This window comes from Novosphingobium ovatum (assembly GCF_009909235.1).
In the GTDB taxonomy this organism is placed as follows: domain Bacteria; phylum Pseudomonadota; class Alphaproteobacteria; order Sphingomonadales; family Sphingomonadaceae; genus Novosphingobium; species Novosphingobium ovatum.
Genome location: NZ_JAAAPO010000002.1, coordinates 248,492 through 261,673, shown reverse-complemented (window position 1 = coordinate 261,673; position 13,182 = coordinate 248,492). Strand labels below are relative to the sequence as shown.

The following is a 13,182-nucleotide window of genomic DNA, read 5'->3' as shown; positions in this document are numbered from 1 at the left end:
GTCGCGAAGAAAAAAAGGGAGAACGTGAATGGAAAAAGGGGTTCCGATTCGCTCGATCACCCGTTCGATAGCCGCGCTCAAGGCGATCAACCGCCATGGGTCACTGTCGATGATGGAGATTGCCAAAGCCAGCCAGGTGCCATACCCGACCGCCTGTCGGATTGTGCAGACGCTGTTGTACGAGGGCCTGATCGAACAGGAACCCTCGCGCAAGCGTTACCGCCCGACCGCGCTGGTGCAGACGCTGGCCACCGGGTTCCAGCATGACGACGAACTGGTGCGTATCGCGCGCCCGCATATCGTCGCCCTGACCAAGCGTGTGGGCTGGCCGGTGTCGGTCGCCATCCGCGTGGGCCGCGACATGATGCTGCGCGATTCCACCCATGCCAACTCGTCGCTGACGTTTGAGCATTACTATCCCGGCTTTACGCTGCCCATTCTGGACTCGGCCTCGGGCAAGGTGTCGATGGCGTTTGCCCCCGATGAAGAGCGCGAGATGATCCTGCGCTTCATGCGTGTGTCTCAGGACATCGACCTGAACTATCTGGCCACCGCCGAGGTCAGCCTGGACGTCGAGCGCATCCGCGCCGAGGGTTACGCCGTGCAGGGCCGCAACCACTTCAACCTGACGCCCGGCAAGACCAGCTCGATCGCCGTGCCGATCTTCAAGAACGGCCATTTCGAAGCCGCCATGACCATGGTGTTCTTTGTCGCGGCGATGAAGCTGAGCCATGCGCTGGAAAAGTATCTGGACGACCTGAAGGCAACCGCGGCCGCCATCAGCCACGAATTGTCGAACGAGCCGAGCTGACCGGCCTGTTCACACCTTTTGCGAGGGAAGGCGCTGGGTCCACGCGGCCCGGCGCCTTTCGCATGTGGGGGCAGGCAGGCGGCGCGCAGAAAAAAGGGCGGGCGCAAGGCCCCTGCCCCGCGCCCGCCCCATGATGCGTTAGGCCGCGATTACAGCCGCGCGGTGACCGCCTTGGTCTCCAGATAGGCGTCCAGACCTTCCTGACCAAATTCGCGCCCCCAGCCCGACTGGCCAAAGCCGCCGAACGGGATATTGGTACCCACCGCCCCGTGGCAGTTGATCGACACATGGCCCGACCGGATGCGCGACACCAGACGGTGCGCGGTCGACAGGTCGCGCGTCCACACGCTGCCCGACAGGCCATAGGGCGTGTCGTTGGCCATGTCGGCGATCTCGTCCAGATCGGTCGTGCTGAACTTTTGCACGGCCATCACCGGGCCAAAAATCTCCTCGCGCACGATGGCCATGTCGGGGGTGCAATCGGTAAAGATCGCGGGCGTGATGAAATTGCCCGGCCGGTCCAGCTTTTGCCCGCCGCAGACCAGCGTGGCGCCCTCTGCCTGACCCTTGGCGATATAGGACATCACCTTGGCCGTGTGCGCGTCGGAAATCATCGGCCCCTGAAAACTGGCCGGGTTCAGGCCGTGGCCCAGCGACATTCCGCCGGCAAAGGCCTTCAGCCCCTCGACCATCTGATCGTGGATCGATTCATGCAGAAAGATGCGCGTGCCCGCCATGCAGTTCTGGCCCTGCAGGAAGTAGGTGGCCAAGGCCACCCCCGGCACCGCCAGTTCCAGATCAGCGTCGGGCATGACCACCACAGGCGACTTGCCGCCCAGTTCCAGACTGACCTTCTTCAGGTTGCCTAGCGCGGCCTGCACGATCTTCTTGCCGGTAAAGGTCGAGCCGGTGAAGCTGACCTTGTCGACATGGGGATGCTCGGCCAGCGCCTGCCCCGCCTCTGCGCCCAGACCGTTGACGATGTTGACCACACCCGCCGGAAAGCCAGCATCGATGATCATCTGGCCCAGCGCCAGCACCGAGAGCGGCGTCTCCTCGGACGGCTTCATCACCACCGTGCAACCGGCGGCCAACGCGGGCGCCAGTTTCAGGATCGCAGTGGACAAAGGCACGTTCCACGGCACGATCAGACCCGCTACGCCAATCGGCTCACGCAGGGTATAGGTCAGCGCCTCGGTCTCGGCGGCGATGTGGCGGGGGGGGGCGATGGTCGTCCCCTCGATCCGCATCACGGCCCCGGCGTAATAATCGACCATCTCGACACAATTGGCGGTGGTCAGCCCGGCGATGAAGCCCGGCATGCCATTGTCCAGAATGTCCAACTGCGTCAACAGGGTGGCGTTCGCCTCCATGATGCGGGCCAGACGGAACAGGATGGCGGTGCGGTCGGCCACCGTCATCTTGCGCCACGGCCCACGGAAGGCGGCACGGGCGGCGGCCACCGCCCGGTCCACCTGTGCCGCCCCGCCAATGGCAAAGCGCGTCAGTTCCAGCCCCGTCGCCGGATCGCGCGAGGCCATCGTGCCGGTGCCCTCCACCCATTCATTGCCAATCAGCAGCTTGTGCTCTTTGGCCAGAAAGGCGGCGGTTTCGGGCGCGATGGCATGGCCGTCAAAAGGCGTCACGCTCATACCTCACAGGTCCGCGGATCGTACCAGAACAGGCCCAGCGATTCCTCGTCCTTCATGCCCTCCAGCCCGAACAGGTCGGTGTTCTGGCCCTGCATGCGGTCGGCGTTGGCGTTCGATTCCTGCTGGATAAAGGTCGCACGCTCGTGGCGGGCCGCCTGATAGCGGGCCAGACCTTCGGCGGCGGTGTCGCTGGCCAGCAGGGCGCGGGTCAGCACGACCGCATCCTCGATCCCGCATGCCGCGCCATGGCCCAGGAACGGCGTCATCGCATGGGCCGCATCGCCCAACAGCGTGACATTGCCGTCCAGCACCCAGTTCTCGATGGGCTTGCGGGCATTGATCGCCCACTTGAACATCTTTTGCTGGCACGCAGCGTTGATCAGGCGCTGCGCGTCATCGCACCACCCGGCATAGACGGCGCGGATTTCCTCGGGGTCGACCGGCGTGGTCCAGCCTTCCTGATGCCAGCCATCCTGCCGGGCAAAGAACACAAAGTTCATCACCTTGGACCCGCGCACGTTATAGCGGTTGACCATGCCGCCCGGGCCAATGATCAGGCCGGGAACGTCCGACAGGTCCTGCAGGTCCGGCGTCACCGGCACCAGACAGCGCCATGCGACGTGGCCGGTGAAATGCGGCTCGGCACTCTCAAACCGCTTGCGGATGACCGATTTGACGCCATCGGCACCGATCAGCACATCGCCCGAAACGGTGCTGCCATCGGCCAGCGTGACGGTGGTGCCTTCGCTCGACACCACGGCCGCGCCTTCGCGCATGTCAACGCCGGCCTTACGCGCGGCGCCCATGATCACCTCATGGATATCTGCGCGGTGGACGGTGATATAGGGCGCGCCATATTTGGCCCGCTGACCGCTGCGGTCAAAACCCACCAGCGTGCGGCCATCCTGCCAGTGCTGGATGCGCTGCTTGGTCGGCTCGACGCCAACGGCGGCCGCCTCTTCCATCACGCCGATATAGTCCAGCCCCTTCATGGCGTTGGGCGTCAGGGTCAGGCCTGCGCCAATCTCGCCAAACTGGGGCGCGCTTTCCAGCAGCGTCACGGCAAAGCCCTGCTGGGCCAAAGCGGCGGCCGCGGTCATGCCCGCAATGCCGCCACCAACAATCAGGATCTTTTCAGAACGGCTCATGGCCACTCTCCTTAGCCGAGTTGCCCCGGAATATGGGTTTCATGGTTGGCAAGGTACCAATCGGCGATTTCCTCGCGCGTGGCCCACCACACACCGGGCAGGCTCTTGGCGTGCTCGATGAATTCGCGCAGGGCGCGGACGCGATGCGCACGGCCCGACACATGCGGGTGCAGACCCACGTTCATGATGCGGCCGGTCTTGGCGCCTTCGGCGTACAACACATCCAGTTCCTCGATCAGCGCGTCACGGAATTGGTCCGTGGTGAAGTTCTTGCGCGTGATAAAGGTGAAGTCATTGATCTCGTTCGAATAGGGCGTCGAAACGATGGGCCCGTGGGGCGTTTTCAGCAGATAGGGCTGATCATCGTTCATGATGTCGCAGTAGAAGGTGCAGCCATATTCCGCCAGAATGTCGGCGGTCTGCATCGTCCCACGCAAGCTGGACGACAGCCAGCCCTTGGACTTGCGGCCCGTGTATTTTTCGAACTGGTCGAGGCTGCGCAGGATGATGTCGCGCTCCTTGGCCGGGTCATGGGCAAAGGAGGACAACAGCTCGCCCTGCTCCCAATTGTGGGTCAGCAGTTCCCAGCCGCGCTCCAGACAGGCGTCGGTCATCTCGCGGCGACGCTCAAACGTCACGGCATTGGTGGTGCAGCTGGCCTTGACGCCCAATTCGTCGAACAGGTCATACAGGCGCCAGATGCCCACACGCTGGCCATATTCGCGCCAGGTAAAGTTGGGGAAGTCGGCCGTGTTGCCCGGCAGAACATCGGGCAGGATCGCCGGACCGCCCGCGTAATAGGGCTTGTCGGTGTCCTTGGTCAGGTCCCAGGTTTCCAGATTGAAGGTGAGGATCAGGGCCACACGCGCGCCATTGGGCCACTTCAGCGGCTGCCGCTTGGGCAGGGGAATGTAATCATATTCCATGTGCTCAACTCACCCTTTGCATCAAATCACGTTCAGCAGGCAGATTGCGCCGCCCGCGCCGCGCCGCCCAGCCGGATGGCGCGGTTATTCATCCTGCGAATAGCCTTATCCGACAGGCGGATCAGGCCAGCACCTCCAGCACCGCCCGTTCGGACGATTCCAGCGCGCCTTCCAGCCCGCGCGCGCCCACCGCCGTGTGCTCGCCGGCGAAATGCAGGCGGCCCACCGGCTTGGAGATTTCGGTCATCACGCCCGCCACCTGGCCGGGGCTGAAATAGGCCCAGTCGCCCTGATTGAAGCGCTCCTGACACCAGCTGAAATAGGCGCGGCCCTGCAGCTTGCCCTTGGCGGCGGGACGCAACGCCTCGATCTGGGCGATGATCATCGCCAGCGCGGCATCCTTGCCCATGCTGTCCCAGTAATGCGCCAATTGCCCGCGCGCCTGCACGGTAAAGCCGCTGATCTCCTCGGGTGTGGCGCCAAAACGCTGGGGCGTGATCGCACCGGCGGGGCTGTCGGTCCACATGCCCGCGGGCAGCTTGTCCTCCAGCCAGAACGGCGAGGACGCCGTCAGGAAGGCGATCGAGAGCGGCTGATACGGCATGGTGGTGACCGCGCGCGCCTGCACGCCCGACAGGCCGGGGGTGATCGCCACATTGCGCAGCGTTGCAAACGGCAGGGTACAGATCACCCGGTCGGCGCTGAACACCGAGCCATCGGCGCAACGCACGCTGGCCTGGGTGGCGCTGGCATCGATCGCCACGACTTCCTTGTTCAGGATCAGGTCGCCCTTGACCATCTTGGCCATGGCGTTGGGCAAATGGATATTGCCCCCCTTCACCGCCAGCGACTTGGGCCCGGTCACGGCCTGCGCCTTTACGAAACCGTCGTTATATTCGAGCATCAGCGCAGACACATCCCACGCATTGGTGCCGTAATAGGGCGAAACGTCATTGGCCAGATGGATCGCCTGATCCGACAGGCCCTGCTCCTTCAGCCACTGATACAGCGAGATGTCCTTGGCCGCGTTGGCCGGATCGCACCATTGGGTCCAATCGGCCAGACGGGTCTTTTTCGCCATCAGCGCGCCGACCAGTTCGCCCGGCATCAGCATCTTCAGCTGATCGGGGAACGGGTTGCCGGGGAACTTGGCCCAATCCTCGCGAGTGAAATACTGACCGTTCAGGAACAGGCCCGGCCCGCCGCCGATGCGGTACCGCGCGCCCACTTCTTCCATCTGCACGCCCGCCCGGGCCGCCGCGTCCAGCCCGCGGCCATAGCCTTCGGCCATCGAGTTGAAGCCCATTTCGGGATAGCCCGGCTGATCCAGCAGCGTGTGGATGCGCCCGCCCACCCGGCCGCGCGCTTCCAGAATGGTCACCTTGGCGCCCTGCTGCTCCAGCAGCCACGCCGCGTTCAGGCCCGAAATGCCCGCGCCCAAAATCAGGATATGCGGCACGGTCGCCGCCGGAGCGGGTGCGGCCTTGCGCTTTTTGGCCAACGCCGCCTGCGGCAACAGCGCCGCCATACCGGCGCCTGCCATGCCCAGCGTAAAGCCCCGCCTGTCGATGCCCATGCCCATTCACTCCGCCCTTGATGCGCCCGATGGCATTGGCTGCGACCAAAGCGCCGCCCTGTCCATGCCGGACCTGTCGATAATCCACCGCCAATCGCCACACCCGCCCCCCTTGTGTCGATCAATCGACCCCTTGCTCACCACCTGTCGGATAGGCCCTGCGCCAATTTGAAAAGCGCGGCGAACAGGCCATAGGGTGGCTGCGTCAAACGGCGTACTGCCCGATGGCCCAACCGTGCCTAAGCGGCGTGGCGGGGCGGGGCAGCGGCCCCATAAGAACCGATCGCAACGTATTCACGGCCGGGGGTGCCAACCGCCCCTTGCCCGAACCCATGACCTTGGTGGAGAAAGCCCGACATGAAGCTGAGCGCCCTTGCCAACCGTCCGCTGCTGGCCCTGTTGTGCGCGGGGATGGCCGCCCCGGCGATGGCCCAAACCGCGCCGGTTGCGCCCGCCCCGGCCACAGCCCCTGCCGCCGCCGCGCCCGCTGCGGCAAAGCCATTCGTCGCGCCGTGGCTGTCGGTGGCCGAACTGCGCAAGCGTTATGCCGATGCGCAAAGCCGGTACATGACGATCCGTGGCGTCGAGGTGCACTACAAAGACGAGGGCCCGCGCAATGCCCCGGTGCTGTTCATGGTGCATGGCTCGCTTTCCACGCTGCGCACGTGGGATGTGATCACCGCCCGGCTCAAGGGGCGCTATCGCATCATCCGCTATGACATCCCCGGCTATGGCCTGTCGGGGCGCATTTCCGATCAGGTGGCCGCCACCGTTCAGCCCGTCGACATTGCCGAGGAACTGCTGACCCGGCTGGGCGTGAAAAAGGTGACCGCCGTGGGCGTGTCGTCCGGGGGCACGATGTGCATGTATCTGGCGGCCAAGCGCCCCGATATGGTCGAACGCCTGATCCTGTCAAACACCCCATCGGACCCGGTCGACACCAGCCATCTGGTCATGCCCAAGGCCTTTACCGATGGCATCGCGCTGGCCAAGGTCCGTGGCGGTTACAACGACCGGGCCTATTGGGACGAATATCTGGGCTTTTTCGCCGGGGAAGCCGCGCGCATTTCCAAGCGGACGCGCGATGAATATTACGACTTCAACCGCCGCGAGCCCGAAAAGCACCCCGTCGCGCTGGTCGCCCGCATTGGCGACGGCCAACAGGCCACGATCGAGATGGCCAAGGTCAAGGCGCCCACCTTCCTGGTCTGGGGCGCGGCCGATCCGTTGCTGCCCGAAAGCGCGGCCAACGCCATCGCCCGTTACCTGAAGAACGCCCAGATCAACCGGATGCTGATGCCCGATGTCGGGCACTATCCGCCGCTGGAGGTGGGCGAACGCTTTGCCGCCTGGATCGACACCTATGTCGTGGCGGGCACGCCCAAGGCAGGCGCCACCCCTGCCCCCACTTGGGCCGCCCCGCGCCGCCACTGATCCATACGCCATTACAATAGACGGATATTTTCAGCGTGACTGCGCAAACCCTGTACGAAAAACTGTGGAACAGCCACGTTGTCACCCAATTGGGTGACGGCGAGGCGTTGCTGTATATCGACCGCCATCTGGTGCATGAAGTCTCCAGCCCGCAGGCCTTTGTCGCCATGCGTGAGGCGGGCCGCCCATTGCGCCGCCCCGGCACACATTACGCGGTGGTGGACCATGCCGTCCCCACCCGCAGCCCGCGCGCCGATGGCGTGCGTCTGGGCACGATTGCCGATGCGCAGGCCGCCGCCCAGATTGCCGAGCTGGAGGCCAATGTCGCCGAGTTCGCCGTGCCCTATGCGCAATTGGACGGGCCGGAACAGGGCATCGTCCATGTGATCGGGCCCGAAAGCGGCTTTACGCTGCCCGGCACCACCATCGTGTGCGGTGACAGCCACACCACGACGCATGGCGCGTTTGGGGCGCTGGCCTTTGGCATTGGGGCTTCGGAACAGGGCACGGTGATGGCGGCGCAATCGCTGCGGCAAAAGCCGGCCCGGACGATGCGGATCCACCTGACCGGCACGCGCCACCCCTTTGTCTTTGCCAAGGATATCGCGCTGGCCATCATCGGCCAGATTGGGGCGCATGGCGCGGCGGGGCACGCGGTGGAATTCACCGGCGAAGTGATCGCCACCATGTCCATGGCCGAGCGCATGACGCTGTGCAACATGATGATCGAGGCGGGCAGCCGCGTTGGTCTGATCGCGCCTGATGACACCACCTTTGCCTATATCAAGGGCCGCCGTCTGGCGCCCAAGGGCGCGCAATGGGATCAGGCGGTAGCCTATTGGCGGTCGCTGGCCAGCGATCCGGGCGCGACCTATGACCGTACCGTCACCATCGACGTGTCGGCTCTGGCCCCGCAGGTCAGTTGGGGGACCACGCCCGATCAGACTCTGCCGATTGATGGCGTGGTGCCCGATCCGGCCCAGATTGCCGATGCCACCGCCGCGCGTCAGGCGGAAAAGGCGATTGCCTATATGGGCCTGACCGCCGGGCAATCGCTGGACAGCATCGCCATCACCCACGCCTTTATCGGCAGTTGCACCAATGGCCGGATCGAGGACCTGCGCGCCGCCGCCGGCATCGCCTATGGCCGCAAGGTGGCATCGGGCGTGCGCGCCATCGTCGTCCCCGGCAGCGCCGCCACCCGCGATCTGGCCGAGGCCGAAGGGCTGGACAAAATCTTTGTCGAGGCCGGGTTTGAATGGCGTCTGGCCGGTTGCAGCATGTGCGTGGCGATGAACGATGACCGTCTGGCGCCGGGCGAACGCTGCGCCAGCACCTCCAACCGCAATTTCGAAGGCCGCCAAGGCCCCGGCGGGCGCACCCATCTGATGAGCCCCGCCATGGCCGCCGCCTCCGCCATTTCCGGCCATATCGCCGATGTTCGAAAGTTCCTTGCATGAGCGCGCAAGCCTTTACCACCCTGTCGGGCCCGGCCATCCCCATGGCCGAGGACAATATCGACACCGACATCATCTTTCCCGCCCGTTTCCTGTTGCTGACCAACAAGGCGGGGCTGGGCAAATATGCCTTTCACGACCGCCGCTATACCGCCGATGGCGCGGAAGTTCCTGATTACGTGATGAACCGCGAGGGCTGGCGCGAGGCGCCCTTCATCGTCGCGGGGGCGAATTTCGGCAGCGGGTCCAGCCGTGAACAGGCCGTGTGGGCGATCCATGGCGCGGGGGTGCGCTGTGTCATCGCGCCCGGCTTTGGCGAGATTTTCCACGCCAATTGCCAGCGCAACGGCATCCTGCCGATCACCCTGCCCGCAGAGCAAATGGCCGATGTCATGGCCGCCGCGCAGGCTGGCACCGGTTTTGCCGTGGATCTGGAAACGCAAACACTGACCATGGGCAACGCCGCCGCGCCGATCCATTTTGACATCGCGCCGGGGGCCAAACTGGCCCTGCTGAACGGTTGGGACGAGACCGCCGTGGTCTTGAACCAATACGGCGCCGACATTACCGCCTTTGAACGCGCCCAGCGCGCCACCCAGCCCTGGCTCTATCCCGAGGACACCGCAGCATGAGCGACGACCTGCTCGAAAACTACAAGCGCGCCTATAACACCCGCGTCGGCTTTGGCAAAAAGCCCGCGCTGATCCTGATCGACTTCTGCCTCGGCTATTTCGACCCTTCGTGCGACCTGTATGGCGGCGACCCGATCGAGGCCTCGCTGAAATCCGCCCTGCGTGTACGTGAGGCGGCCCGTGCCGCTGGCGTGCCGGTGTTCCTGACCAATGTCGTCTATCATCCGGGCGGCGTGGACGGCGGGCGCTTCTTTGAAAAGGCCGCGCCGCTGCGCTATTTCGTCAAGGGCCACCCGATGAGCGCGTGGGGCCCTGGCCTTGAGCCCTTCGAGGACGAGATCGTCGTGTCGAAGCAATATCCCAGCGCGTTTTTCGGCACTTCGCTGGCCAGCACGCTGACGGCGATGGGCGTGGACAGCGTGCTGTTGACGGGCCTGACCACCAGCGGTTGCGTGCGCGCATCCTGCGTTGACGCGATGAGCCACGGGTTCAAGACCGCCGTCATCGCCGAAGCCTGCGGCGATCGCCACAGCGCCCCGCATGAGGCCAACCTGTTCGACATGAACGCGAAATACGCCGATGTCGTCAGCGAGGACGAGACCATCGCCTTCCTGAACGGGCTGAAGGGCTGATCTGACGCGAGGGGGCCTGTCGGTGGATCACACCGCCTGATAGGCCTCCAGCCGCGCGCCCCATGGGGTGATCGCGGCGACCGCCCGGAACCGGCCATGCGGGCGCCAGTCCACCGCCACGGGCCCAACGATCCGGCACCCACCGCGCGCCGCGCGTGCAGCAAAATCGCCCACATCCGACACCGGCAGACGCACACTGGCCCACCCGCGCTGCGGCGGAGCGCTGTGCGAAAAATCCAATCCGCGTACCCCAAACTGGATCACCTCGACCGAGCCCATCATCGCGCCCTGTGCCTGATAGATGCCGATGCGGGCGCGCAATTTGGCGGCGATCTCCACCGGAAAGCCCATGCAATTGGCGCCATCGGCGCGCGCGGCCGGGCCATCGGTTTCCTGCACCGGTTTCCAGCCCAGACAGTCGTGGTACAGATGCCGCGCCGCGTCGAAATCGGGCACCACCTGGGTTGAATTAAACACCTGACTCGCCGGGCCGGCCACACCGTTATAACCGGCCAACGGCGGGCGGACGCGCTCCATCAGGGCGATGCATACGCCATCGGCGTCCTTGTCCACCACCTCACGCACTTCCAGCGGGCCGAAATCCCAATCGGTGATCGGCGCCTGCGCAACAAAGCCCTGATCGGACAGGCCACGATGCAGCGTCTCGATACTGGGCAGACTGCGCAGGTTGATGTCGAAGATGCCGCCGGTGTCCCACGCCTGCCCGCCATCGCGCATCAGCGGCGCGGGGGTGCCTTCGAACCCGATCAGGCGGATGCGGCCACGCGGCACACTGGGGTGGCCGATCAGCACCTCGCTGGCCTTGCGCCCCTGCGCCTCCATCAGCGCCAGCGCGCCCGCGTCCACCGCCCCCTGCGCCACAGTGACATAGCCGGTGGCCGCGCAAATCCGCCGCGCGCTGGCATGGGGGTCGGCAACAATCGCCACGGCTTCCTGAAAGCCGGCGTCGATAGAGGTCAGTTGTTCGGTCATGCCAAGGGGATGCGCCCGCCCCGCCCGCCCCGCCATGCGCCTGCCACCGCTTTCCGCTGGGCGGATAGCACCGCCGCGCCGCTCCACCGCGCGGCCCCAGACGATAGCCTGCCCCCCATGAGCCAGCCCCCCAATCCCTTCCCCGCCCCTTCTGTTGCCACCGGTATCCGCCTGCGCGGCAAAACAGCGCTGATCACCGGCGCGGGATTGGGCATTGGCCGCGCCACCACCATCCGTATGGCCGAAGAAGGCGCCGCCGTGATTCTCGCCGACCGCGACGAGGACCGCCTGAGCGAAAGTGCCGCCCTGCTGGACGCCATGGGCGCCCGCCATCTGGCCGTCCCCTGCGACGTCACCGAACAGGCCAGCGTTGCCGCCCTGTTCGCCGCGGCACAGGATTTCGCCCCGCTGGACATTCTGGTGAACAATGTGGGCGGGGGCCGGTCGGGCCGCATCTGGGACATGTCGGTCGAGGATTGGGACCTGACCATGGCCGTGTCCTTGCGCTCGATGTTTCTGTGTACCCGCGCCGCCCTGCCCGGCATGATGGCGCGCGGGACCGGGCGTATCGTCTGCCTGTCATCGGGCGCGCGACATGGCACTGTGTGGAACGCATTCTACACCGGCGCCGCCGCCTATGCCACGGCCAAGGCGGGCGTCATCGGCTTTGTCCGCGATCTGGCGATTGAGCTGGGCGATCATGGCATCACCATCAACGCCGTTGCACCGGGGCCGATCGACACCGAACTGGCCGGGCCATACCTGTCGGCCATGCATGACAAGGGGCTGGAATACAGCCCGGTGCGCATGGTGCCAATGCACCGTCTGGGCACATCGCGCGAGGTGGCCGACGCCATCCTGTTCCTGTCCAGTGACGAGGCCAGCTATATCACCGGCGCCACAATCGACGTTGCCGGAGGACGTTAAGCGGGGCAGCAAGCGCCCGCAAACACAGGAGAAAGCGAGCATGGAAGATCTTTCCCGCCGGGGCATGCTGACCGGTATGCCGATGATGAGCGCAGGCCTGATGGGCGCGGGCCTGCTGGGTGCAGAGATGTTGAGCGCCGCCCCCGCGATGGCCGCAACGCCCGTGACAGGCAATCTGGCCGATCCCACCACCCGCGCCCGTGTGCGCGCCCGCATTCTGGGCTCGGTGGGCACTGAAACGACCTACATGTTCTATCGCCTGCACATCTATGGCTATAACGGGGCGGGCAATCTGGTGCCGTTCTTCACCATGAACCATCTGAACATTTCCGAATGGCGGCCCACTGGCGCGGCCACGTTCCAATCGAAAACCTATGAATGCGGGGCCTATTGCCGGTTCAACAGCGATGATCCGCTGGAGGAATGGGTCAACCCCATCACCGGCGAAAAGCGCAAGGTATGGCAGTTCTATGGCGGGCCGTTTGTGGTCAATGTAGGCGCCGATGGCATCAGCACGGCAGGCGCCGACCTGAAGCCCGATCTGATGCCGATCGAGAACATGGGCGGGATGGTGATCGTGCCAACCGCTTCGGGCGTGTCCTATCCCAATGTCGCCACGCCCGACAAATACCCGCATCTCTCGTCTGGTCCCACCACCTTCTGGGACAGCCACGCCTGCTATTTCGCCAAGGCCGAGGACGCGTTCAACGAGAGCCTGACCTCCGCCCCCGCCTTTTGCCAGTTCCAGAACTTTGCCAGCTGGCATCCGTGGCTGGGCATGGGCGGCCGCGCCGACAGCGGTTCGGGCCGGACATGGGGCCGCGCCTATGGGGCCAAGCTGAAGTCGCTGGACGATATCCCCGCCCCCGCCCGCCGCTCGCTGGACAAGCTGACGCCCGAGATCTTTGACTACAAAAACTGGACCGCCCCGCGCCGCGACGCGGCCGAATATCTGAAAAGCCCGCTGGCCCGGTGAACCGATGGGGGAGGGTTC

12 protein-coding genes are annotated in these 13,182 nt (G+C 65.2%); 7 read left to right on the top strand and 5 right to left on the bottom strand.

All coding sequences use genetic code 11. The features are described from left to right. Positions 1 to 28 precede the first annotated feature (28 nt). A complete protein-coding gene (locus GTZ99_RS05410; protein ID WP_161717267.1) occupies positions 29 to 811 on the top strand; it encodes an IclR family transcriptional regulator domain-containing protein in 783 nt (260 codons plus the stop codon). Positions 812 to 960: 149 nt separating this feature from the next. Here the strand turns inward: GTZ99_RS05410 and GTZ99_RS05405 are convergent, their stop codons facing one another. From GTZ99_RS05405 to GTZ99_RS05390, 4 genes are all read right to left on the bottom strand, one after another. Beyond that, complete coding sequence (locus tag GTZ99_RS05405; protein ID WP_161717266.1) at positions 961 to 2,463, bottom strand: aldehyde dehydrogenase family protein; 1,503 nt, start codon at positions 2,461 to 2,463, stop codon at positions 961 to 963. Further along, positions 2,460 to 3,611 carry an FAD-dependent oxidoreductase gene (locus tag GTZ99_RS05400; protein ID WP_161717265.1) on the bottom strand — a complete coding sequence of 384 codons (1,152 nt, stop codon included), beginning with the start codon at positions 3,609 to 3,611 and terminating at the stop codon, positions 2,460 to 2,462. Before GTZ99_RS05400 ends, GTZ99_RS05405 begins: the two co-directional genes overlap by 4 nt. Before the next feature lie 11 nt (positions 3,612 to 3,622). After that, on the bottom strand, positions 3,623 to 4,537 hold the full coding sequence (locus tag GTZ99_RS05395) for a polysaccharide deacetylase family protein (protein WP_161717264.1): 915 nt from the start codon (positions 4,535 to 4,537) through the stop codon (positions 3,623 to 3,625). Between the two features lie 121 nt (positions 4,538 to 4,658). Then, positions 4,659 to 6,113 (bottom strand): flavin monoamine oxidase family protein, encoded by a 1,455-nt coding sequence (locus GTZ99_RS05390; RefSeq protein WP_161717263.1) that lies wholly within the window; start codon positions 6,111 to 6,113, stop codon positions 4,659 to 4,661. 357 nt (positions 6,114 to 6,470) lie between these two features. Between GTZ99_RS05390 and GTZ99_RS05385 the strand changes: the two genes are divergently transcribed. Genes GTZ99_RS05385 through GTZ99_RS05370 form a run of 4 tightly spaced genes read left to right on the top strand, consistent with a single transcriptional unit; the run spans position 6,471 to position 10,268 of the window. Beyond that, positions 6,471 to 7,547, top strand: coding sequence for an alpha/beta fold hydrolase (locus GTZ99_RS05385; protein ID WP_201742385.1), 1,077 nt, complete (start codon positions 6,471 to 6,473; stop codon positions 7,545 to 7,547). Positions 7,548 to 7,582: 35 nt separating this feature from the next. Next, on the top strand, positions 7,583 to 9,007 hold the full coding sequence (gene leuC / locus GTZ99_RS05380) for a 3-isopropylmalate dehydratase large subunit (protein ID WP_161717262.1): 1,425 nt from the start codon (positions 7,583 to 7,585) through the stop codon (positions 9,005 to 9,007). Further along, on the top strand, positions 9,004 to 9,636 hold the full coding sequence (gene leuD, locus GTZ99_RS05375) for a 3-isopropylmalate dehydratase small subunit (RefSeq protein WP_161717261.1): 633 nt from the start codon (positions 9,004 to 9,006) through the stop codon (positions 9,634 to 9,636). The genes leuC and leuD overlap by 4 nt, the downstream gene beginning before the upstream one ends. After that, positions 9,633 to 10,268 carry an isochorismatase family protein gene (locus GTZ99_RS05370; RefSeq protein ID WP_161717260.1) on the top strand — a complete coding sequence of 212 codons (636 nt, stop codon included), beginning with the start codon at positions 9,633 to 9,635 and terminating at the stop codon, positions 10,266 to 10,268. The genes leuD and GTZ99_RS05370 overlap by 4 nt, the downstream gene beginning before the upstream one ends. Positions 10,269 to 10,295: 27 nt before the next feature. On the opposite strand, the gene GTZ99_RS05365 is transcribed toward GTZ99_RS05370, so the two are convergent. Then, positions 10,296 to 11,261, bottom strand: a complete 966-nt coding sequence (locus GTZ99_RS05365) for a VOC family protein (protein ID WP_161717259.1) — start codon at positions 11,259 to 11,261, stop codon at positions 10,296 to 10,298. A gap of 117 nt (positions 11,262 to 11,378) precedes the next feature. On the opposite strand from GTZ99_RS05365, the gene GTZ99_RS05360 reads away from it, so the two are divergent. Together GTZ99_RS05360 and GTZ99_RS05355 are read left to right on the top strand one after the other, a co-directional pair. Further along, positions 11,379 to 12,188, top strand: a complete 810-nt coding sequence (locus tag GTZ99_RS05360) for an SDR family NAD(P)-dependent oxidoreductase (RefSeq protein ID WP_161717258.1) — start codon at positions 11,379 to 11,381, stop codon at positions 12,186 to 12,188. 40 nt (positions 12,189 to 12,228) lie between these two features. Beyond that, positions 12,229 to 13,164, top strand: a complete 936-nt coding sequence (locus GTZ99_RS05355; RefSeq protein WP_161717257.1) for a DUF1838 family protein — start codon at positions 12,229 to 12,231, stop codon at positions 13,162 to 13,164. Positions 13,165 to 13,182: the final 18 nt, after the last annotated feature.